Origin of the sequence: Sporichthya polymorpha DSM 43042 (genome assembly GCF_000384115.1) — a bacterium.
In the GTDB taxonomy this organism is placed as follows: Bacteria; Actinomycetota; Actinomycetes; order Sporichthyales; family Sporichthyaceae; genus Sporichthya; species Sporichthya polymorpha.
In genome coordinates, this window is sequence record NZ_KB913029.1 from 2,159,321 (window position 1) to 2,177,699 (window position 18,379).

Here is an 18,379-nt window from a genome sequence, read left to right on the forward strand (position 1 = left end):
TGGGAGGCACGCTATGCGGAATATGCGATTTGCACCAGATGTGCGATTTCGTCCACATCACGTACGACGCCTTGCGATGCTGTTCGGTTGACCGGAATGCGGGAAGATCTGCGGCGGTTGCCGTAGCCGGGGTTCCGGATCGATCGGGGAGGTTCTCGAGTGCGCGTCCTGCCGGTCGCCGGCGTCATGCCGCGCCGCGTCGCGACTCTCTCCGTGCACACCTCGCCCCTGGACCAACCGGGCACGGGTGACGCCGGCGGGATGAACGTCTATGTCGTCGAGGTCGCCAAACGGCTCGCCCAGGCGGGCGTCGAGGTCGAGATCTTCACGCGTACGACCTCGTCGGACTTACCGCCCGTGGTCGAGACGGCGCCGGGAGTCACCGTCCGGCACGTCACCGCCGGGCCGTTCGAGGGCCTCGCGAAGGAGGACCTCCCGGCCCAGCTGTGCGCCTTCACGACCGGCGTCCTGCGGGCCGAGGCGACCCGCGATCCGGGGCACTACGACCTCGTCCACTCGCACTACTGGCTCTCCGGTCAGGTCGGCTGGCTGGCCGCCGAGCGGTGGGGAATCCCCCTCGTGCACTCGATGCACACGATGGCGAAGGTGAAGAACGCCACACTCGCCGAGGGCGACATCCCGGAGCCGGCGGCGCGGATCATCGGCGAGACCCAGGTGGTCGACGCCGCGGACCGGCTCGTGGCCAACACCGCCGAGGAGGCGGAGCAGCTCGTCGACCTCTACGGCGCGGACCCGGGCCGCGTCGACGTGGTCCCGCCCGGCGTCGACCTCGACGTCTTCGTCCCCGGTCGCCGCTCCGCCGCGCGCGTCGAGCTCGGCATCGCGGACACCGACGACGTGATCCTGTTCGTGGGCCGCATTCAGCCGCTCAAGGCCCCGGACGTCCTCCTCGCCGCGGTCGCGAAGCTCGTCGCGGGTAACCTCGCGCGCCGGCAGCGGACGATGGTCGCCGTCGTCGGCGGCCCGAGCGGGTCCGGCACCGCCGAGCCCGAGCAGCTGCAGAAGATGGCCGTCGAACTCGGCATCAGCGACCTCGTCCACTTCTCCCCGGCGCTGCCGCAGCGCGAGCTGGCGCGCTGGTACCAGGCGGCGGACGTCACCGTCGTCCCCTCGTACTCGGAGTCCTTCGGGCTGGTGGCCGTCGAGTCGCAGGCCTGCGGGACGCCCGTGGTCGCCGCGTCGGTCGGCGGGCTGCGGACCGCGGTGTCGGCGGGCGAGTCCGGCCTGCTGGTGACCGGCCACGACCCCGACGACTACGCCGCGGCCCTGCACCGCCTGATCACCGACCACGACCTGCGCCGCCGCCTCGGTGACGGGGCGGTCGAGCACGCCGGCCGGTTCGGCTGGTCGGCGACGGCCGCCCGCCTGCTCGGCGTCTACGCCAACGCGATGACCGGCTCCCCGGCCGCCGCGGCCCTGCGGGCGCGCGGATGACGGGCTCCTCGACCGACCAGGCCGCGGTCTGCGGGCTCCTGCGCCGGGAGCTCGACGCGATGGAGCTCGACTGGACCGAGGCGCGCCCGGGCCTGTTCGTCGTCACCCTGCCGGGGACGAAGAAGCTCTCGACGACCTGCGCGCTCGCGGTCGGGCCGCACGCCCTGACGATCAACGCCTTCGTCGCGCGCCGGCCGGACGAGAACCACGAGGAGGTCTACCGCTGGCTGCTGGAGCGCAACGCCCGCATGTACGGGGTCGCGTTCATGATCGACCAGCTCGGTGACATCTACCTCTCCGGCCGGGTCGCGCTGAAGGCCCTCGATGCCGACGAGCTCGACCGGCTGCTCGGCTCGGTGCTCGAGTACGCGGACGGCAGCTTCAACCCGATCCTCGAGCGGGGCTTCGCCTCCTCGATCCGCAAGGAGCACGCCTGGCGGGTCTCGCGGGGCGAGTCCACACACAATCTCGACGCCTTCCGCCACCTCCTCGACGCCGCGGATCCGAGCGAGTCCTAGGCTGCGGGCCATGCCCGAGGCGATGTATCGACTCGTCCTGCTCCGGCACGGCGAGTCCGAGTGGAATGCGAAGAACCTCTTCACCGGCTGGGTCGACGTCGATCTGTCGGCCAAGGGGGAGACGGAGGCCGCCAAAGGTGGCCGCCTGCTGACGGAGGCGGACGTCCTGCCGGACGTCGTGCACACCTCGCTGCTGCGGCGGGCGATCCGGACGTCGGAGATCGCGCTGCACGCCGCGGACCGGCACTGGATCCCGGTCCGGCGCAGCTGGCGTCTCAACGAGCGCCACTACGGCGGGCTGCAGGGCAAGGACAAGAAGGCGACGCTGGAGGCGTTCGGCGAGGAGCAGTTTCTGCTCTGGCGCCGGTCCTACGACACCCCGCCCCCGCCGCTGCCGGACGACGACGAGTACTCGCAGGTGCACGACCCGCGCTACGCGGCCCTCGCGCCGGAGATCGTGCCGCGGACCGAGTGCCTCGCCGACGTCGTCGAGCGGCTGCTGCCGTACTGGTACGACGCGATCGTCCCCGACCTGCGCGCCGGGCTGACCGTCGCGGTCGCGGCGCACGGCAACTCGCTGCGGGCGATGGTCAAGCACCTCGACGGGATGAGCGAGGAGGCCGTCGTCGGCCTCAACATCCCGACCGGCATCCCGCTGCTCTACGAGCTCGACGCGGACCTCCGCCCGGTGCAGCCCGGCGGCCGGTACCTCGACCCGGACGCGGCCGCCGCGGCGATCAACGCCGTCGCGAACCAGGGTCGCTGACCGACCGTCAGTTCACGTGGTCGGTCCGAGTTGTCAGTCCGTGGGGCCGGCGGTGAACGCGTCCGGCCCCTCCGTCTCGGGGGTGTTCGGCCACTCGCCGGTGACGAGGAAGACCACGCGCCGGGCGACCGAGACCGCGTGGTCGGCGTACCGCTCGTAGAAGCGGGCGAGCTGCGAGAGGTCGACCGCGGTCTGGATGCCGTGCGGCCAGTCCGGTGACATCAGCGCGCGGAACATCTGCGCGTGCAGGCGGTCCATCTGGTCGTCGCTGGCCTCCAGCGCCAGCGCCGCCGAGACGTCGCGCGAGGCGACGACGCTGCCGGCCTTGGTGACGATCCGTTGGGCGAGGTGGCCCATCTCCATCAGCAGCGCGACCATCTCCGGCGGCACCGCGGAGGACGGGTAACGCATCCGGGCGACCTTCGCGACGTGCAGCGCGAGGTCACCCATCCGCTCGATGTCCGCGGTCATCTGCAGGCTGGTGATCACGGTGCGCAGATCCGTCGCGACGACGGGCTGCTGACGGACCAACAGGTCGCAGGCCTTCTCCTCGAGCTCGTCGCGGCGCTGGTCGATCGTCTTGTCGTGCGAGATGACGCTCTCCGCGAGGGCCAGGTCCGCCTCCAACAGGGCGGTGGTCGCGCGGGCCATGGCGAACCCGACGAGCTGGGTCATCTCGACCAGGCCGTTACGCAGATGGTCGAGCTCTCCCTGGAAGGCGTCCCGCATGCTTCCCAGGCTGCCCTGCCCGCGGTGAACGCCCGTCGTCGCCAAGGTGAACTCTGGGCGCGGGCGGCGTGACGGCGGACTCAGCACGTCGGTGGGGCTCCTCCGGCCACCTACCATCGGTGTCATGACGCCCCGACCGGGAGCCGCCGGGTGGACGCCTCGCTGATCGCGCTGGGTGCCCTCGTCGGGCTCGTCATCGGCCTGGCCGCCGGGCTGGCCCACCGGTTCAGCGACCGCGCGTACCACCCACCGCTGCCGGAGACCGGGTCCGGCCTGCCGCAGGGCGTCGCGCAGGTGCTGTCGGTGCTGCAGTCGCTCGCGGTCGTCGTCGACGCCGAGGACAAGGTTCAGCGCGCCAGTCCCGCCGCGTACGCGTTCGGAATCGTCAAGGACGGGCGGCTCGTCGTCGACGATCTCGTCGACCTCGTGGGGAACACCCGCCGGGACGGCCGGATCCGCAACACCGAGCTCGAGCTGCCGCGTGGTCCGGTCGGCGAGGGGACGCTCGCGGCCCGTGCCCGGGTCGCGCCCCTCGGCGCGGATCACGTCCTGATCCTGATCGAGGATCAGACCGACGCCCGCCGCGTCGATGCGATCCGCCGCGACTTCGTCGCCAACGTCAGCCACGAGCTCAAGACCCCTGTGGGGGCGCTGCGCCTGCTCGCCGAGGCGGTGCAGGACGCCTCCGACGACCCCGAGGCGGTCGTGCGGTTCGCCGGCCGGATGCAGCACGAGTCGATGCGCCTCTCGCACCTCGTGCAGGAACTGATCGACCTGTCCCGCCTGGAGAGCAACGACCCGCTCAAGGGCGCAGCCGCGGTCGGGATCGACACGGTCGTCGACGCGGCGATCGACCGCACGCTCGAACTCGCGGCCGCGAAGGGCATCGGGATCAGCAACGGCGGCGAGCACGGGCTCAAGGTCTGGGGCAGCGAGGTTCAGCTCGTCATGGCCGTCGGCAACCTCATCGAGAACGCCGTGAACTACAGCCCGGAGCGGACCCGGGTCGAGGTGACGGTCCGTCGGGCTCGCGATCTCGCCGAGATCACCGTCACCGACCAGGGCATCGGGATCCCCGGCTCCGAGCTCGAGCGGATCTTCGAGCGGTTCTACCGCGTCGACCCGGCCCGCTCGCGGGTCACGGGTGGGACCGGCCTCGGGCTCTCGATCGTCAAGCACATCGCCCAGAACCACGGCGGCGACGTCCGGGTGCGGAGCTCGGAGGGTTCGGGCTCGGTGTTCACCCTGCGTCTGCCGCTGTTGACGTCGGCCTCCGGCACCGGCCGGCGGCTTCCGGAGGAGGAGTATCCGTGACCCGTCTGCTGGTGGTCGAGGACGAGGAATCGTTCTCCGACGCGCTGTCCTACATGCTCCGCAAGGAGGGGTTCGAGGTCGCCGTCGCCGCCACCGGGCCCGACGCGCTGGAGGAGTTCGACCGCAGCGGCGCCGACCTCGTCCTGCTCGACCTGATGCTGCCCGGTCTACCGGGCACCGAGGTCTGCCGCGCGCTGCGGCAGAAGTCGAACGTGCCGGTGATCATGCTGACCGCCAAGGACAGCGAGATCGACAAGGTCGTCGGGCTGGAGATGGGCGCCGACGACTACGTGACCAAGCCGTTCTCGCACCGCGAGCTGCTCGCGCGGATCCGGGCGGTGCTGCGCCGGCAGGGCGACGTCGAGGAGCCGGCGTCCACGGCGCTGGTCGCGGGACCGGTCCGGATGGACGTGGACCGGCACGTGGTCACCGTGAACGGCGAACCCGTCGCGCTGCCGCTCAAGGAGTTCGAGCTGCTCGAACTGTTGCTGCGCAACGCCGGTCGGGTGCTCACCCGCGGGCAGTTGATCGACCGGATCTGGGGCGCGGACTACGTCGGCGACACCAAGACGCTCGACGTCCACGTGAAGCGGTTGCGGTCCAAGATCGAGCCCGATCCAGGCTCCCCGAAGCACCTCGTCACGGTGCGCGGACTCGGGTACAAATTCGAGCCCTGAATCGGTCCCGGAATCGGTCATGTGCCCGGCGTCATAACGATTCGGCGTGTCGCTGCAGGGTCCAGCTGACCTGCGGGAGTACGAGCACTTCTCGGTTGTCAAGTACCTATCAGCGGCTGTGTATGGCCCTGACCTGCGCAAACGTCCGAGGGGCCATCTCCGGCGCGTGGTATTCTTGGATTGCCAAAGGAAGGGGAACGACACCAATGGCGTTCAAGGTCGGCGAGACGGTGGTGTACCCGCACCATGGCGCAGCGCTCATCGAGGCTATCGAAACCCGCCAGATCAAGGGCGTTGACCGGACGTACCTCGTCCTGAAGGTTGCCCAGGGCGACCTGACAGTGCGCGTACCTGCCGACAACGTCGATCTGGTCGGCGTTCGTGACGTGGTGGGCCAGGAAGGGCTGGACCGCGTGTTCGAGGTGCTTCGCGCCCCGCACACCGAGGAGCCCACGAACTGGTCGCGCCGCTACAAGGCGAACCTCGAGAAGCTGGCGTCCGGTGACGTCATCAAGGTCGCCGAGGTCGTCCGCGACCTGTGGCGTCGTGAGCGCGACCGCGGTCTGTCCGCGGGCGAGAAGCGCATGTTGGCGAAGGCCCGTCAGATTCTGGTCTCCGAGCTCGCGCTCGCCGAGAACACGAATGAGGACAAGGCCGAGGCGATTCTCGACGAGGTTCTCGCCAGCTGACCTGACTGGCAAGCTGTCCGCCATGCGGATAGCGGCCGTCGTCCCCGCCGCGGGACGTGGTGAACGTCTGGGTCCCGGCGGGCCAAAGGCGCTGCGTGAGCTGTCCGGCGTGCCGATCCTGGTGCACGCCGTCCGGGCCGTCGCGGCGTCGCGAAGCGTCGAACTCGTGGTCGTCGCCGCGCCCCCGGACGGGGTCAGCCTGGTCGCCTCGATGCTGGCCGACCACGACGTGCCGGCCGAGCTGACCGTCGTCGCTGGCGGCGCGACGCGTCAGGAATCGGTGCGGCGCGCGGTCGCGAGCCTGCCGCCGGAGTTCACCGGCGTGCTCGTGCACGACGCGGCGCGCCCGCTGGTGCCGGTCGAGCTCGTCGACGCGGTCGCTGCGGCGATCCGCGCCGGCGCCGAGGCGGTGATCCCCGCCCTGGCGGTGACCGACACCGTGAAGCAGGTCGACGACGGCATCGTCGTCGCGACGCCGGACCGGGCCGGGCTGGTGGCGGTCCAGACGCCGCAGGGGTTCTCGCGCGCCGTGCTGGAGAAGGCCCACGCCGCCGCGACCGACGCCGCGGCGACCGACGCCACTGCGACCGACGACGCCGGCCTGGTGGAGCGGATCGGCGTCGCGGTCCGGACCGTGCCGGGCAGCGAGGAGGCCTTCAAGGTCACGCGTCCGCTGGACCTGGTCTTCGCCGAGGCGATCCTGGCGCGGCGGCGGGCGGACCGGATCCGATGAGGGTCGGTATCGGCGTCGACGTCCACGCGTTCGCGACGCTGCCGACGCCCGGCCGCGATCTGTGGCTGGCCGGGCTGTGCTGGCCGGGTGAGCACGCGCTGCTCGGTCATTCGGACGCGGACGTCGCGGCGCACGCCTGTTGCGACGCGTTGTTCTCCGCGGCGGGCCTCGCCGACCTCGGGGCCCAGTTCGGCACCGCCGAGCCCGAGTGGGCCGGGGCCTCGGGCTCCGCGCTGCTCGCGGAGGCCGCGCGGCGGGTGCGGGAGGCCGGGTTCGAGATCGGCAACGTCGCGGTGCAGGTGATCGGCAACCGGCCCCGCCTCGGGCCGCGCCGGGCGGAGGCCGCGGAGGCGCTCTCGGCGGCGGTCGGAGCCCCGGTGTCGGTGTCGGCCACGACCACCGACGGCCTGGGTCTGACGGGCCGTGGCGAGGGCGTGGCGGCGATCGCAACCGCGCTCGTGTTCCCCGCCTGAGCCCACTCAAACGCCTCTGACCTGGGGAAATTCGCGCGCACCGGCGCTGTGAGATCTTGTGATGAGACCGGTGCGCCGCTTGTAACAATCCCGACGCAACCGGGAAACGCCACTGCGTTGCCATGGGGTCACCATCACGACGTGACCCAGTGGAAGGAGTCGGCGTTGGCCCCCGATCGCCGCTCTCTCGTGGTCCTCGGCCATGGCATGGTCGGCCACAAGTTCGTCACCGCGGCGATCGACCGCGGCCTGACGGCCGACTACGAGATCACCGTTCTCGGCGAGGAGTCGCGGCCGGCCTACGACCGGGTCGCGCTGTCGACGGTCTTCGCGGGCAGCAGCGCCGAGGACCTCTCGCTGCTCCCCGACGGTCACTACCCCGACCCGGCGGTGACGCTGGAGCTGCGGGCGCAGGTCACCGGGATCGACCGGGCCGCGCGTACGGTCACCCTCGCCGACGGCCGCGTCGTCGACTACGACGTCCTCGTGCTGGCGACGGGGTCGTACCCGTTCGTGCCGCCGGTGCCGGGGCGCGAGGCGGAGAACTGCTTCGTCTACCGGACGATCGACGACCTCGACGCGATTCGCGCCGCTGCGGTCGACGCGAGCGCCGGCGCGGTGATCGGTGGTGGCCTGCTCGGGCTGGAGGCGGCCAACGCGCTGCTCAACCTCGGCCTCACGACGCACGTCGTCGAGATGGCGCCGCGTCTGATGCCGCTTCAGGTCGACGAGGCCGGCGGCGCCATGCTCGCCCGGCACATCCGCGACCTCGGCGTGCACGTCCACCTCGGTGCGACGACCGAGGAGATCGTGGCCGACGAACGGGGCCGGGTCGCGCAGCTCAAACTGACCGACGCGGAGCCGCTCGACATCGGCGTGCTGGTGTTCTCCGCCGGCATCCGGCCGCGGGACGAGCTCGCCCGGGCCTGCGGCCTGGAGATCGGGCCGCGCGGCGGCGTCGTCGTGGACGAGAACTGCCGGACCTCGGACCCGGCGATCTTCGCGGTCGGCGAGGTCGCCTGCGCGCAGGGAGTGGTCTACGGTCTCGTCGCGCCGGGTTACGCGATGGCGGAGACGGCCGCGACGGCGATCGCCGGAGACTCCCGGCCGTTCACGGGCGCGGACCTGTCGACCAAGCTGAAGCTGATGGGCGTCGACGTCGCCAGCTTCGGCGACGCGTTCGCGACGACACCGGACGCTCTCGAGCTCACCTACGCGGACCCGATCACCCGCGTGTACAAGAAGCTGGTCGTGAGTTCCGACGGGTCGCGGCTGCTCGGCGGTGTGCTCGTCGGCGACGCCTCCGCGTATCTGACGCTCCGTCCGATGGCCGGTTCCGACATCGCTCTCCCCGCCAACCCGGAAGACCTGATCCTCCCGCCGCGATCGGGGTCCGGCGGGGGGATCGGCCCGGTGGCGCTGCCGGACGAGGCGACGATCTGTTCCTGCGAGAACGTGGAGAAGGGCACGATCGTCGGGGCCGTGACTGCGCACGGCTGCACGACGATCCCCGACGTCAAGGGCTGCACGAAGGCCGGCACCGGCTGCGGCTCCTGCGTCCCGCTGCTGAAGACGCTGCTGGACCACGAGTTGACCAAGCTCGGTGTGACGGTGAGCAAGGCGATCTGTGAGCACTTCGCCTACAGCCGGGCGGAGCTGTTCGACATCGTGCGCGTCACGGGTGCGCGGAGCTTCTCCGACATCCTCGCCTCGCACGGCACGGGCCGCGGCTGCGACATCTGCAAGCCGGTGATCGCCTCGATCCTCGCGAGCCGTTACAACGAGCACGTCCTCGAGGGCGAGCGCGGGAAGCTGCAGGACACCAACGACCACCTGCTCGCGAACATGCAGCGCAACGGCACGTACTCGGTGGTGCCACGGATCCCCGGTGGGGAGATCACGCCGGAGGGCCTGATCCTCATCGGCGAGGTCGCGAAGGAGTTCGGGCTCTACACGAAGATCACGGGTGGTCAGCGGATCGATCTGTTCGGTGCGCGCGCGGAGCAGCTGCCGCTGATCTGGAAGCGGCTCGTGGACGGCGGCTTCGAGTCGGGGCACGCGTACGGGAAGTCGCTGCGGACGATCAAGTCGTGCGTCGGCTCGACGTGGTGCCGGTACGGCGTGCAGGACTCGGTCGGCATGGCGATCGCGCTGGAGCTGCGGTACCGCGGGCTGCGGGCGCCGCACAAGCTGAAGTCCGCGGTCTCCGGGTGCGCGCGTGAGTGCGCCGAGGCGCGCGGGAAGGACTTCGGGATCATCGCGACCGAGAAGGGCTGGAACCTCTACGTCGGCGGCAACGGCGGCATGACGCCGAAGCACGCGATCGAGCTCGCTCGCGACCTCGACGACGAGACGTTGATCCGTTACATCGACCGGTTCCTGATGTTCTACATCCGCACCGCCGACCGGCTGCAGCGCACGGCGCCGTGGCTGGAGGCCCTCGACGGCGGGATCGAGTACCTGAAGCAGGTGCTGATCGAGGACTCGCTCGGCATCTGTGCCGACCTCGAGGCGGACATGGCGCGTCACGTCGCCACGTACGCCGACGAGTGGGCGGCCACCATCGCGGACCCGGAGAAGCTCAAGCGCTTCGTGTCCTTCGTCAACGCCCCCGACGTCCCCGATCCGACGATCACGTTCGTCGACGAGCGCGGCCAGATCCGACCCGCCCAGCCGGGTGAGTCCGGAGGGCCACAGCTCGTCGCCGGTCCGACCCTGAAAGTAGGTGCGGTATGACTGCTCTGGATGCGCGGAGGGACTCCCGCGAGCTCACGTCCACCGAGATCGACACCTGGGTGGACGTCCTCCCGGACGCCGAACTGCCCGCGGAGATCGGCGTTCCGGCCCTCGTCGGCACCGCGCCGGTCGCGGTCTTCCGGACCTGGGACGGCGACGTGCACGCGGTGTCGAACCTCGACCCGAAGACCGGGGCGTCGGTGATGGCGCGCGGCATCGTCGGCACCCGCGGGGACGTGCCGACCGTGGCGTCGCCGCTCTACAAGCACGTGTTCGACCTGCGCACCGGGCGGTGCCTGGACGACGACTCGCTCGCGCTCGCGCGCTACCAGGCGCGCGTGCGTGAGGGTGTGATCCAGGTGCGTGCAGCCGGATGACCGTGCTGGGCGACCGCGAGGTCGGGGGTGCCTCGTTGCCCAGCCAGGCGACGGTGCTCACGGGGTTCAGCGTGGCCATCACCGCGTGCCGGCGGCGGGAGGAACTCGCCGGTCTGCTGGAGCGCCGGGGTGCGCGGGTCATCTCGGCGCCGGCCGTGCAGATCCGTCCGCTGGCCGACGACACCGAGCTCGTCGCGGCGACGCGGGCGTGCATCGCCGCACCGCCGGCGATCGTGATCGCGAGCACCGGTGTGGGCTTCCGCGGGTGGATGGAGGCGGCCGACGGCTGGGGGCTCGGTGACGCCCTGCGGCGGGTGCTCGACTCGGCGAACGTGCTCGCGCGCGGGCCGAAGGCGATGGGTGCGATCCGTGCGGCGGGCCTGCGCGAGTCGTGGTCGCCCGTGTCCGAGTCGCTGCGGGAGGTGCTCGACCACCTGCGGGCCGGGGACATCCGCGGGGTGCGCATCGCGGTCCAGCTCCACGGCGATCCCGAGCCGGAGCTGATCGAGGGGTTGCGGGCCACCGGGGCCGACGTCATTCCCGTGCCGGTCTACCGCTGGCGGCCGCCGGAGGACGTCGGCCCGCTGATGAAGCTCGTCGAGCTCGTGGCGACGCGGAACGTGGACGCCGTCGCGTTCACGAGCAAACCCGCGGTGCAGGCGCTGCTCGATCTCGCCGACCAGGTGGGCCGCCGCGAGGCGGTGCTCGCCGCCTTCCGGGGCGACGTCGTGCCCGCGTGCGTGGGGATGGTGACCGCGGAGCCGCTGGAACTGATCGGCGTCAAGACGCTGCAGCCGGACCGGCCTCGGCTCGGTGCGCTCGTGCGCGTCATCGCCGAGGAGCTGCCCCGGCGGCGACCCGAGGGCCTCATGGTCGGAGGGCACCGGCTGGAGATCCGCGGCCACGCGGTGCTGGTCGATCAGCGCATGGTGGATCTGCCGCCGGCGCCGATGGCCGTGCTGCGCGCGCTCGCCGAGCAGCCGGGTCGCGTGATGTCCCGGGCGCAACTGGTGCCCCGGCTGCCCTCGGGTGACGCGGCGTCAGAGCACGCCGTGGAGATGGCGGTGACCCGGCTCCGCGCGGCGCTGGGTGACGGCCAGTGCGTGCAGACCGTCGTCAAGCGTGGATACCGGTTGCGCGTCGAATGAGTGCTCCCACGTTGGTGGCCGTCGCGCACGGCAGCCGCAATCCAGCTGCCCAGGAGAACATCCGCGCGCTGCTGGCCGCGGTCCGCGCCGCCCGCCCGGGCCTGGACGTCCGCGAGGCGTACGTCGAACTCGCCGTCCCCTCGCTCCCCGAGGCGCTCCGCGCGGTCGACGGGGAGGCCGTCGTCGTCCCGCTGCTCCTCGGCAACGGGTACCACGTCGCGCACGACGTCGCCGGCGTCGCCGACTGCCACCGCCCCGGCACGCCCTGCGCCCCGGCCCTCGGCCCTTCCCCCCTCCTCGCCGCCGCCCTCGCCGACCGCCTCGCCGCCGCCGAGTCCGCCGCCGCGGCCGCCGCTGTGTCAAGAAAGGGTGACACCCCTTACTGCGGAGTAAGGGGTGTCACCCTTTTCCGACGAGGGCCGGTGGTGCTCGCGGCGGCGGGGTCGTCGGACCCGCGGTCGCACGCGGACGTCGATGCGATGGCCGTGCTGCTGGAACGGCGGCTGGGGCGCCCGGTGATCCCGGCCTACAACTCGGCGACGACGCCGTCGGTGCGGGACGCGGTCGCGGCGGCTCGGGCCGCAGCGTACGACTCGGTGTCGGTCGCGACGTACCTGCTCTCGCCGGGCCGCTTCGCGACCGAGGTACAGGCCTGCGGAGCTGACGTGGTGTCAGCTCCGCTCGGCGTGCACCCGGCCCTCGTCGACCTCGTGCTCGAGCGCTACGACGCGGCGCGGGTCGAACGCGTCCTCAGCCCATCGTCTTCTTCCCGTCGAGTGCCTCGCGGATGATGTCGGCGTGGCCGGCGTGCTGCGCGGTCTCGGCCACGATGTGCGTGATCACGCGGCGCGCGGTCCAGCGGGCACCCGGGGCGAACCACGGAGCCTCGGGCAGCGGGTGCGAGGAGTTGAGGTCCACCTCGGCGAGGATCGCGTCGGTGCGCGCCGCGATCTCGGCGTAGGCGGCGAGCACACCCTCGAGCGTCTCGCCGGGCAGCAGGCGGAAGGAGTCGCTGTGCGCGGCGTAGGACTCCTCGGTCATCTCCATCGCCGCTGGGCCGCGGCGGATGAACTCGGCCCACCCGTTCTCGGCGAAGCTGACGTGCTTGATCAGCCCGCCCAGGGTGAGCTCGCTGACGGTGGCCCGCTTGGTCGCGGCGGCGTCGTCCAGGCCGTCGACGGTGGTGCGCAGGAAGAAGCGGTGCGTGGTCAGGAGGTCGAGCAGGTCGGCGCGCTCGATCGCGGTGGGGTCGTCGGTGGCCGGCGCGGGGGTGGTCATGGCCTTGTACTCCTCGATCGTGGTCATCTCGTTCTCCTGGTCGGTGTCGGTGCTGCCGGGCTCGTGAGAACCACGTTAGGGAGATTGCGGTCAGTTTCTGTCCGCAATGCCGGGGCAGACTTCCGGCATGGCGAACACGAGTTCCCGGACGCTGCGGTTGCTCTCCCTCCTGCAGGCGCACCGGCACTGGCGGGGGAGCGAGCTGGCCGAGCGGCTCGGCGTCTCGGAGCGGACGCTGCGGCGCGACGTCGACCGGCTCCGCGAGCTCGGCTACGACGTCGACGCAACGCCCGGTGTGGACGGTGGGTACCAGCTGCGGGCCGGGTCCGCGCTGCCGCCGCTGGTCGTCGACGACGAGGAAGCGGTCGCGCTCGCCGTCGGAATGCAGGCCGCGACCGACGGCGCGGTGCCGGGGCTGGAGGAGGTCTCGGTCCGGGCGCTCGGCAAGGTCGTCCAGGTCCTGCCACCGCGGCTGCGTCGTCGCGTCGAGACGTTGCGTGCGATGACCGTGCCCGCGACCTGGGGCCCGAGCAGCGGTGGGCCGAGCGTCGACACCGAAGCGCTCGTCGTCGTTGCGCAGGCGTGCCGCGACGGCGAGCGTCTGCGCTTCGACTACACCGCGCGTGAAGGAGAGGAGACCGCCCGGCACGTGGAGCCGCACCGGGTCGTCAAGCTCGGCCGGCGTTGGTACCTCGCGGCGTGGGACGTCGACCGTGCGGACTGGCGCAGCTTCCGGCTCGACCGTCTGCGCGGTCCGCGCAGCACCGGCGCCCGGTTCGTACCCCGCACCCCGCCGGGCGGGGACGCGGCCGAGTACGTGAAGTCCTCGATCGTCGGGCTGCGGGAACCGCAACGCGTGGTCGCCGAGGTCGAGGCGCCGGCCGACCGGGTGCAGGCCAGGATCGGCCGGTGGGCGCTGGTCACCCCCGTCGACGACGCGCGGTGCCGGGTCGAGATGACGGCGGATCAGTTCGAGTGGCCGGCCATGGCGCTCGGCTCACTCGGGGCCGAGTTTCGTGTGGTCGAGCCCCACGAGCTGCGTGTCTACCTGCGTGAGTGGTCCGACCGCTTCGGTCGGGCGACCGCGTGAGGCGAGCAGGTAGAGGGGAGCGGGGAGCACGAGCAGGACGGCGGAGACCGCGAACCCGGCGACCAGGCCTTGGCCGCCGGCGAGCGCGCCGAGGGCCGGGGCGGCGATCATGCCACCCATCCGGGAGGTCAGGCTGTTGACGCTGACCATCGTCGCGCGGTGCGTGGCCGTCGTGTGTCGGTGCACGAGGCCGTAGTGGGCGACGTTCGCGGTGCCGTGGACCAGATAGAAGCCGAGGTACCCGAGCACCAGCCCGATCGGCCCGGCGATGACGACGGCGAGCGCGACTCCCACGCCCTGGGCGACGCGCGCGACGATCGCCGCGCGGACCCACGAGCCGGTCCGCCGGGCGACCCACGGCGCGGCCGCGGCGCCGGCGCCGCTGACGGCCCACGCCACCGCGGCGGTGACGGCGTAGGCGAGGACGCCTTGTTCGGTGTCGCCGACGAGATCGACCATGCGCAGGCCCGAGAGGACCTCGACCCCGGCCATGCCCGCCCCCCAGAGCAGTTCGACCGCGGCGAGTGCGCACAGGGCTCCGCTGACGCGCAGCAGCCCGACCGCCTCGCGGATCGTGCGCGCGGAGTCGCGGACGGGGGCCCATCCGCGTCCGGCCGTGCGAGGCCGGCTCTCGTCGAGCAGGTGCCACAGGAAGGCGAGGTCCACGATCCGCAGCGCGATCGCCACGACGATCGGCAGGGCCAGCGCCGGCCACGCCGCCGGTGTGGGGACGAGCGCCAGTACGCCGCCGAGCAGGGCACCGCCGCCGAGCGCGGCGGAGATGACGACGCTCTCGGCGGCGAGCCCGGACTCGATGTCGGCGTCGGGGTCGGCGGCCTGGGCGGCGTCGACGAACCAAGACTCGAGCGGGCCGGAGTCCAACGCGCGGTAGACACCCTCGATCGCCCAGGCGGCGACGAACAACCACGTCGCCTCGGAGAACGAGATCAACGCCATCGAGACCAGGCTGATCAGGCCGGCGATCAGCAGGACAGGCCGGCGCCCGATCGTGTCCGCGAGCCCGCCGGTCGGCAGCTCGAACAGGACAACCATCGCGCTGGACAGCCCGGACAGCAGGCCGATCGTCGCGACCGACAGGCCGCGCTCCTGCAGCAGCACCGTGAGGACCGGGATCAGCAGCCCGACGGGGAACCAGCGCGTCGCGCTCAGCACGAGGAAGCGCCGGCGGACGCGCCGTGCGTCGTCGAGGGACACGAGTCAGCCCGACACGTCCGGGTGCACGTGCAGCATCGCGGCCACCGGGGCGAGTCCGGCACCGTCGGCCGGCGGGTCGTTGACGTCGATGACCGGCTCGCCCGCGGCGCGGGCGGTCTCCCCGAGTGCGCGGTAGCGCAGGACGACCGCGTGGAGCTCGGCCAGCATCTCCTTGGTCTGATCCACCGTCAGGTACAAGCGGTAGTCCGAGAGGTCGGAGAGTTCCAGCCATGGCCGCGGCCAGTCGTTGTGGACGTCGAGCCAGGCCTGGGTCTTGTCGGTGTTCGTGCGCAGGTGGTAGCCGACGAGCCAGTCGGCGGCGGCGCGGGCGTCGGGGTCGTCGCGGAACTCCGAGCTCGACCAGGACGTGAAACTCGTGGACGGCCCGCCACCAGCGGTCGCGGCCGTCCCCGGAGTCGGGGACCTCGGAGACCATGCCGATCTCGGCGAGCTTGCGCAGGTGGTAGCTCGTCGTTCCGCTGTTCGTGCCGAGGCGGGCCGCGAGGCCGGTCGCCGTCGCCGGTCCGTGCGAGCGCAGCGCCCCGACGAGCCGGTTGCGCAGCGGGTGGGCGAGCGCACGGACGGACTCGGCGTCGAGACGCTTCTGGGTCGGGTGCGGCACGTCGGTCATGACCTCACGGTAGATCGCAGAACAATTCTGCACAAGAATTCTGCAGAGAAAATCTGCGATTGGCGCCCGCCGTTAGGCTGGGACGTGTGACGCTGCGTTTGTACGACACCGCGACCCGTTCGACCAGGGATTTTGTGCCCGCCGAGCCCGGCCGGGCGTCGATCTATCTGTGTGGGGCGACCGTCCAGGCCCCGCCGCACATCGGGCACATCCGGTCCGGCGTCAACTTCGACATCCTGCGGCGGTGGCTGGAGCACACCGGCTGCACGGTCACGTTCGTCCGGAACGTCACCGACATCGACGACAAGATCCTCCGCAAGGCCGACGAGCAGGGCGTGCCGTGGTGGCAGGTGGCGCAGACGAACGAGAACGCGTTCGCCTGGGCGTACGACGTCCTCGGCTGCCTGCGCCCGACGGTGGAGCCGCGGGCGACGGGGCACGTGCCGGAGATGATCGTGCTGATGCGCCGGCTGATCGAGCGGGGCGCCGCCTACGCCGCTGGGGGTGACGTCTACTTCTCCGTCGGGTCCTTCGCCGACTACGGCGCGCTGTCGGGGCAGAAGCCGGACGCGATGCAGGCCGCCGGCGACACCGACGCCGAGACGCACAAGCGGGACCCGCGCGACTTCGCGTTGTGGAAGTCGGCGAAGCCGGGGGAGCCGTTCTGGGAGACCCCGTGGGGGCCGGGCCGGCCGGGTTGGCACCTGGAGTGCTCGGCCATGGCCGGGAAGTACCTCGGGGACCGCTTCGACATTCACGGCGGTGGTCTGGACCTGGTGTTCCCGCACCACGAGAACGAGATCGCTCAGTCGAAGGCCGCCGGGGAGGAGTTCGCCCGGTACTGGCTGCACAACGGCTGGGTGACGATGTCGGGCGAGAAGATGAGCAAGTCGCTCGGCAACTCCCTGCTGGTCTCGGAGATCGTGAAGCGGGTGCGGCCCGTCGAGCTGCGGTACTTCCTGGCCGCGCCGCACTACCGCTCGATGGTCGAGTACTCGGAGGAGTCGCTCGCCGAGGCGGCCACCGCCTACGGCCGCATCGAGACGTTCGTCCGCAACGCGACTGACCTGGTCGGCGACGTGACGCCGGGTCAGGTTCCTGCCGCGTTCGCGGACGCGATGAACGACGACCTCGGGACTCCGCTGGCGCTCGCGGCCGTGCACACCGCGGTGCGGGAGGGCAACACCGCCATCGCGGCCGGGGACAAGGACACCGTGACGGCCCGGCTGGCCGAGGCGCGGGCGATGCTCGGGGTGCTCGGGCTCGACCCGGTTGCGTGGGCGGACTCCTCCGGCAGTGACCTGCACGCGGTCGTCGACGGCCTCGTCGCGTTGGCGCTTGAGCAGCGGGCCGCGGCCCGCGAACGCAAGGACTACGCCGCGGCGGACGCGATCCGTGATCGCCTCCGCGCCGCCGGCGTGGTCATCGAGGACACCCCCCACGGCCCGCGCTGGACCGTCGGCAACCCGGAGGCCTGATGGCGGGCAACAGCAAGCGACAGGGCGCGGTCCGCAAGGGCGCGTCGAAGAAGGGCGCGACGGTCGGGTCGGGCGGCCAGGCCCGCCGGGCGCTCGCGCCGAAGGGGCCGACGCCGAAGGCGACCGAGCGCACCGGGCACCCGGCCGCGCGCCGCGCTGCCGCGGCGGCGAAGCGGGAGGCCGCGGGGCGACGACCGGCGACCGGTCCCTCGCGCACGGGCAAGCCGTCGGGCAAGGCACCGAAAGACTCCGGCGAGCTCGTCATCGGACGCAACTCGGTGCTGGAGGCGTTGGAGGCCGGAATCCCGGCGTCGGCGCTGTTCGTGGCCGAGCGCATCGACTCCGACGACCGGGTGCGGGAGGCGTTGAAGTACTGCGCGCAGAACGGCATCCCGCTGCTGGAGGCGCCGCGCGCCGAGCTCGACAAGATGACGGCCCGGGCGTTGCACCAGGGGCTGGTGCTGCAGGTGCCGCCGTACGAGTACGCGCACGCGGACGACCTGCTGGCGCGCGCGGGGCGGGCGGCGCCGCTGATCGTGGCGCTCGACGGCGTCACCGACCCGCGGAACCTCGGCGCGGTGCTGCGGTCGGCGGAGGCGTTCGGTGCGCACGGCGTGCTCATCCCGGAACGTCGCGCCGCGGGCATGACCGCGGGGGCGTGGAAGACCGCCGCCGGTGCCGCGGCCCGGCTCCCCGTGGCGCGCTGCACGAACCTGACCCGCGCGCTGGTCGCGTACCAGAAGGCGGGCTTGATGGTCGCGGCGCTCGACGGTGACGGCGACGTCACGATCGGGGACCTCGAACTCGCGGGCGATCCGCTGGTGCTCGTGATCGGCGCGGAGGGCAAGGGCGTCTCGCGGCTGGTGTCCGAGGCGGCCGACGTGCGGGTCCGGATTCCGATGCCGGGTGCGACGGAATCGCTGAACGCGGGCGTGGCGGCCGGGATCGCGCTCTACGAGATCTCGCGCCGCCGCTCCTCCTGAGAGGTGCTCAGGCACTGACCCCGGTCGAGCTCGTGAACTATTTCCCGAGCTCAGCGGGCATTTCTTCGCGAACCCGATCGGCCTACTCT

At 72.0% G+C, this 18,379-nt stretch carries 19 protein-coding genes and 1 pseudogene; 15 read left to right on the forward strand and 5 right to left on the reverse strand.

Features of this window, described 5'->3' with window-relative positions:
- Positions 1-186: 186 nt before the first annotated feature.
- The 3 genes from mshA to SPOPO_RS0110730 are packed head-to-tail and all read left to right on the forward strand — an operon-like array spanning position 187 to position 2,739.
- Positions 187-1,455 carry a D-inositol-3-phosphate glycosyltransferase gene (mshA, locus tag SPOPO_RS0110720; RefSeq protein ID WP_033386249.1) on the forward strand — a complete coding sequence of 423 codons (1,269 nt, stop codon included), beginning with the start codon at positions 187-189 and terminating at the stop codon, positions 1,453-1,455.
- A complete protein-coding gene (locus SPOPO_RS0110725; RefSeq protein ID WP_019874775.1) occupies positions 1,452-1,973 on the forward strand; it encodes a type III secretion system chaperone family protein in 522 nt (173 codons plus the stop codon). Before mshA ends, SPOPO_RS0110725 begins: the two co-directional genes overlap by 4 nt.
- 10 nt (positions 1,974-1,983) lie before the next feature.
- Positions 1,984-2,739, forward strand: coding sequence for a phosphoglyceromutase (locus tag SPOPO_RS0110730; protein WP_019874776.1), 756 nt, complete (start codon positions 1,984-1,986; stop codon positions 2,737-2,739).
- A 33-nt stretch (positions 2,740-2,772) separates the two neighbouring features.
- Here SPOPO_RS0110730 and phoU read toward each other — a convergent pair whose 3' ends face one another.
- Positions 2,773-3,468, reverse strand: coding sequence for a phosphate signaling complex protein PhoU (gene phoU / locus SPOPO_RS0110735; RefSeq protein WP_019874777.1), 696 nt, complete (start codon positions 3,466-3,468; stop codon positions 2,773-2,775).
- A gap of 150 nt (positions 3,469-3,618) precedes the next feature.
- On the opposite strand from phoU, the gene SPOPO_RS0110740 reads away from it, so the two are divergent.
- From SPOPO_RS0110740 to SPOPO_RS28970, 9 genes are all read left to right on the forward strand, one after another.
- A complete protein-coding gene (locus SPOPO_RS0110740) occupies positions 3,619-4,782 on the forward strand; it encodes a sensor histidine kinase (RefSeq protein WP_019874778.1) in 1,164 nt (387 codons plus the stop codon).
- On the forward strand, positions 4,779-5,459 hold the full coding sequence (locus SPOPO_RS0110745) for a response regulator transcription factor (RefSeq protein WP_019874779.1): 681 nt from the start codon (positions 4,779-4,781) through the stop codon (positions 5,457-5,459). Before SPOPO_RS0110740 ends, SPOPO_RS0110745 begins: the two co-directional genes overlap by 4 nt.
- 206 nt (positions 5,460-5,665) lie before the next feature.
- Complete coding sequence (locus SPOPO_RS0110750) at positions 5,666-6,148, forward strand: CarD family transcriptional regulator (protein ID WP_019874780.1); 483 nt, start codon at positions 5,666-5,668, stop codon at positions 6,146-6,148.
- A gap of 22 nt (positions 6,149-6,170) precedes the next feature.
- Positions 6,171-6,881 (forward strand): 2-C-methyl-D-erythritol 4-phosphate cytidylyltransferase, encoded by a 711-nt coding sequence (gene ispD / locus SPOPO_RS0110755; protein WP_028984679.1) that lies wholly within the window; start codon positions 6,171-6,173, stop codon positions 6,879-6,881.
- Complete coding sequence (ispF, locus tag SPOPO_RS0110760) at positions 6,878-7,354, forward strand: 2-C-methyl-D-erythritol 2,4-cyclodiphosphate synthase (protein ID WP_019874782.1); 477 nt, start codon at positions 6,878-6,880, stop codon at positions 7,352-7,354. Before ispD ends, ispF begins: the two co-directional genes overlap by 4 nt.
- Positions 7,355-7,495: 141 nt before the next feature.
- Positions 7,496-10,090 (forward strand): nitrite reductase large subunit NirB, encoded by a 2,595-nt coding sequence (nirB, locus tag SPOPO_RS0110765; protein ID WP_245541708.1) that lies wholly within the window; start codon positions 7,496-7,498, stop codon positions 10,088-10,090.
- Complete coding sequence (nirD, locus tag SPOPO_RS0110770; protein WP_019874784.1) at positions 10,087-10,467, forward strand: nitrite reductase small subunit NirD; 381 nt, start codon at positions 10,087-10,089, stop codon at positions 10,465-10,467. Before nirB ends, nirD begins: the two co-directional genes overlap by 4 nt.
- Positions 10,464-11,615: a uroporphyrinogen-III synthase gene (locus SPOPO_RS0110775; protein ID WP_019874785.1), complete on the forward strand. Its 1,152-nt coding sequence runs from the start codon at positions 10,464-10,466 to the stop codon at positions 11,613-11,615. The genes nirD and SPOPO_RS0110775 overlap by 4 nt, the downstream gene beginning before the upstream one ends.
- A complete protein-coding gene (locus tag SPOPO_RS28970; RefSeq protein WP_084670984.1) occupies positions 11,612-12,406 on the forward strand; it encodes a sirohydrochlorin chelatase in 795 nt (264 codons plus the stop codon). Before SPOPO_RS0110775 ends, SPOPO_RS28970 begins: the two co-directional genes overlap by 4 nt.
- Here SPOPO_RS28970 and SPOPO_RS0110785 read toward each other — a convergent pair.
- Positions 12,366-12,920, reverse strand: coding sequence for a DinB family protein (locus tag SPOPO_RS0110785; RefSeq protein ID WP_019874787.1), 555 nt, complete (start codon positions 12,918-12,920; stop codon positions 12,366-12,368). The two genes, SPOPO_RS28970 and SPOPO_RS0110785, sit on opposite strands and share 41 nt — an antisense overlap.
- A 100-nt stretch (positions 12,921-13,020) precedes the next feature.
- Here SPOPO_RS0110785 and SPOPO_RS0110790 point away from each other — a divergent pair, with 100 nt between their 5' ends.
- Positions 13,021-13,983, forward strand: a complete 963-nt coding sequence (locus SPOPO_RS0110790; protein WP_028984682.1) for a helix-turn-helix transcriptional regulator — start codon at positions 13,021-13,023, stop codon at positions 13,981-13,983.
- Here the strand turns inward: SPOPO_RS0110790 and SPOPO_RS28975 are convergent.
- From SPOPO_RS28975 to SPOPO_RS36155, 3 genes and pseudogenes are all read right to left on the reverse strand, one after another.
- Positions 13,891-15,198 (reverse strand): MFS transporter, encoded by a 1,308-nt coding sequence (locus SPOPO_RS28975; protein WP_019874789.1) that lies wholly within the window; start codon positions 15,196-15,198, stop codon positions 13,891-13,893. The genes SPOPO_RS0110790 and SPOPO_RS28975 overlap by 93 nt on opposite strands.
- Positions 15,199-15,201: 3 nt before the next feature.
- Positions 15,202-15,396, reverse strand: a complete 195-nt coding sequence (locus SPOPO_RS34810) for a hypothetical protein (RefSeq protein ID WP_019874790.1) — start codon at positions 15,394-15,396, stop codon at positions 15,202-15,204.
- Between the two features lie 262 nt (positions 15,397-15,658).
- Positions 15,659-15,829 (reverse strand): annotated as a pseudogene (locus tag SPOPO_RS36155) (winged helix-turn-helix domain-containing protein); the annotation flags it as partial.
- An 86-nt stretch (positions 15,830-15,915) separates the two neighbouring features.
- Between SPOPO_RS36155 and cysS the strand changes: the two are divergent.
- The gene (cysS, locus tag SPOPO_RS0110805; protein WP_028984683.1) at positions 15,916-17,307 is read left to right on the forward strand and encodes a cysteine--tRNA ligase; all 1,392 of its coding nucleotides are present in this window, start codon (positions 15,916-15,918) and stop codon (positions 17,305-17,307) included.
- On the forward strand, positions 17,307-18,290 hold the full coding sequence (rlmB, locus tag SPOPO_RS0110810) for a 23S rRNA (guanosine(2251)-2'-O)-methyltransferase RlmB (RefSeq protein WP_019874792.1): 984 nt from the start codon (positions 17,307-17,309) through the stop codon (positions 18,288-18,290). The genes cysS and rlmB overlap by 1 nt, the downstream gene beginning before the upstream one ends.
- Positions 18,291-18,379: the final 89 nt, after the last annotated feature.

Coding starts and splice junctions, on each gene's coding strand:
- SPOPO_RS0110775 (WP_019874785.1), top strand. CDS start 10,464: ATGACCGTGCTGGGCGACCGCGAGGTCGGGGGTGCCTCGTTGCCCAGC.
- nirD (WP_019874784.1), top strand. CDS start 10,087: ATGACTGCTCTGGATGCGCGGAGGGACTCCCGCGAGCTCACGTCCACC.
- ispF (WP_019874782.1), top strand. CDS start 6,878: ATGAGGGTCGGTATCGGCGTCGACGTCCACGCGTTCGCGACGCTGCCG.
- mshA (WP_033386249.1), top strand. CDS start 187: ATGCCGCGCCGCGTCGCGACTCTCTCCGTGCACACCTCGCCCCTGGAC.
- rlmB (WP_019874792.1), top strand. CDS start 17,307: ATGGCGGGCAACAGCAAGCGACAGGGCGCGGTCCGCAAGGGCGCGTCG.
- phoU (WP_019874777.1), bottom strand. CDS start 3,468: ATGCGGGACGCCTTCCAGGGAGAGCTCGACCATCTGCGTAACGGCCTG.
- SPOPO_RS0110750 (WP_019874780.1), top strand. CDS start 5,666: ATGGCGTTCAAGGTCGGCGAGACGGTGGTGTACCCGCACCATGGCGCA.
- ispD (WP_028984679.1), top strand. CDS start 6,171: ATGCGGATAGCGGCCGTCGTCCCCGCCGCGGGACGTGGTGAACGTCTG.
- SPOPO_RS28970 (WP_084670984.1), top strand. CDS start 11,612: ATGAGTGCTCCCACGTTGGTGGCCGTCGCGCACGGCAGCCGCAATCCA.
- SPOPO_RS0110730 (WP_019874776.1), top strand. CDS start 1,984: ATGCCCGAGGCGATGTATCGACTCGTCCTGCTCCGGCACGGCGAGTCC.
- SPOPO_RS0110785 (WP_019874787.1), bottom strand. CDS start 12,920: ATGACCACGATCGAGGAGTACAAGGCCATGACCACCCCCGCGCCGGCC.
- SPOPO_RS0110790 (WP_028984682.1), top strand. CDS start 13,021: ATGGCGAACACGAGTTCCCGGACGCTGCGGTTGCTCTCCCTCCTGCAG.
- SPOPO_RS0110725 (WP_019874775.1), top strand. CDS start 1,452: ATGACGGGCTCCTCGACCGACCAGGCCGCGGTCTGCGGGCTCCTGCGC.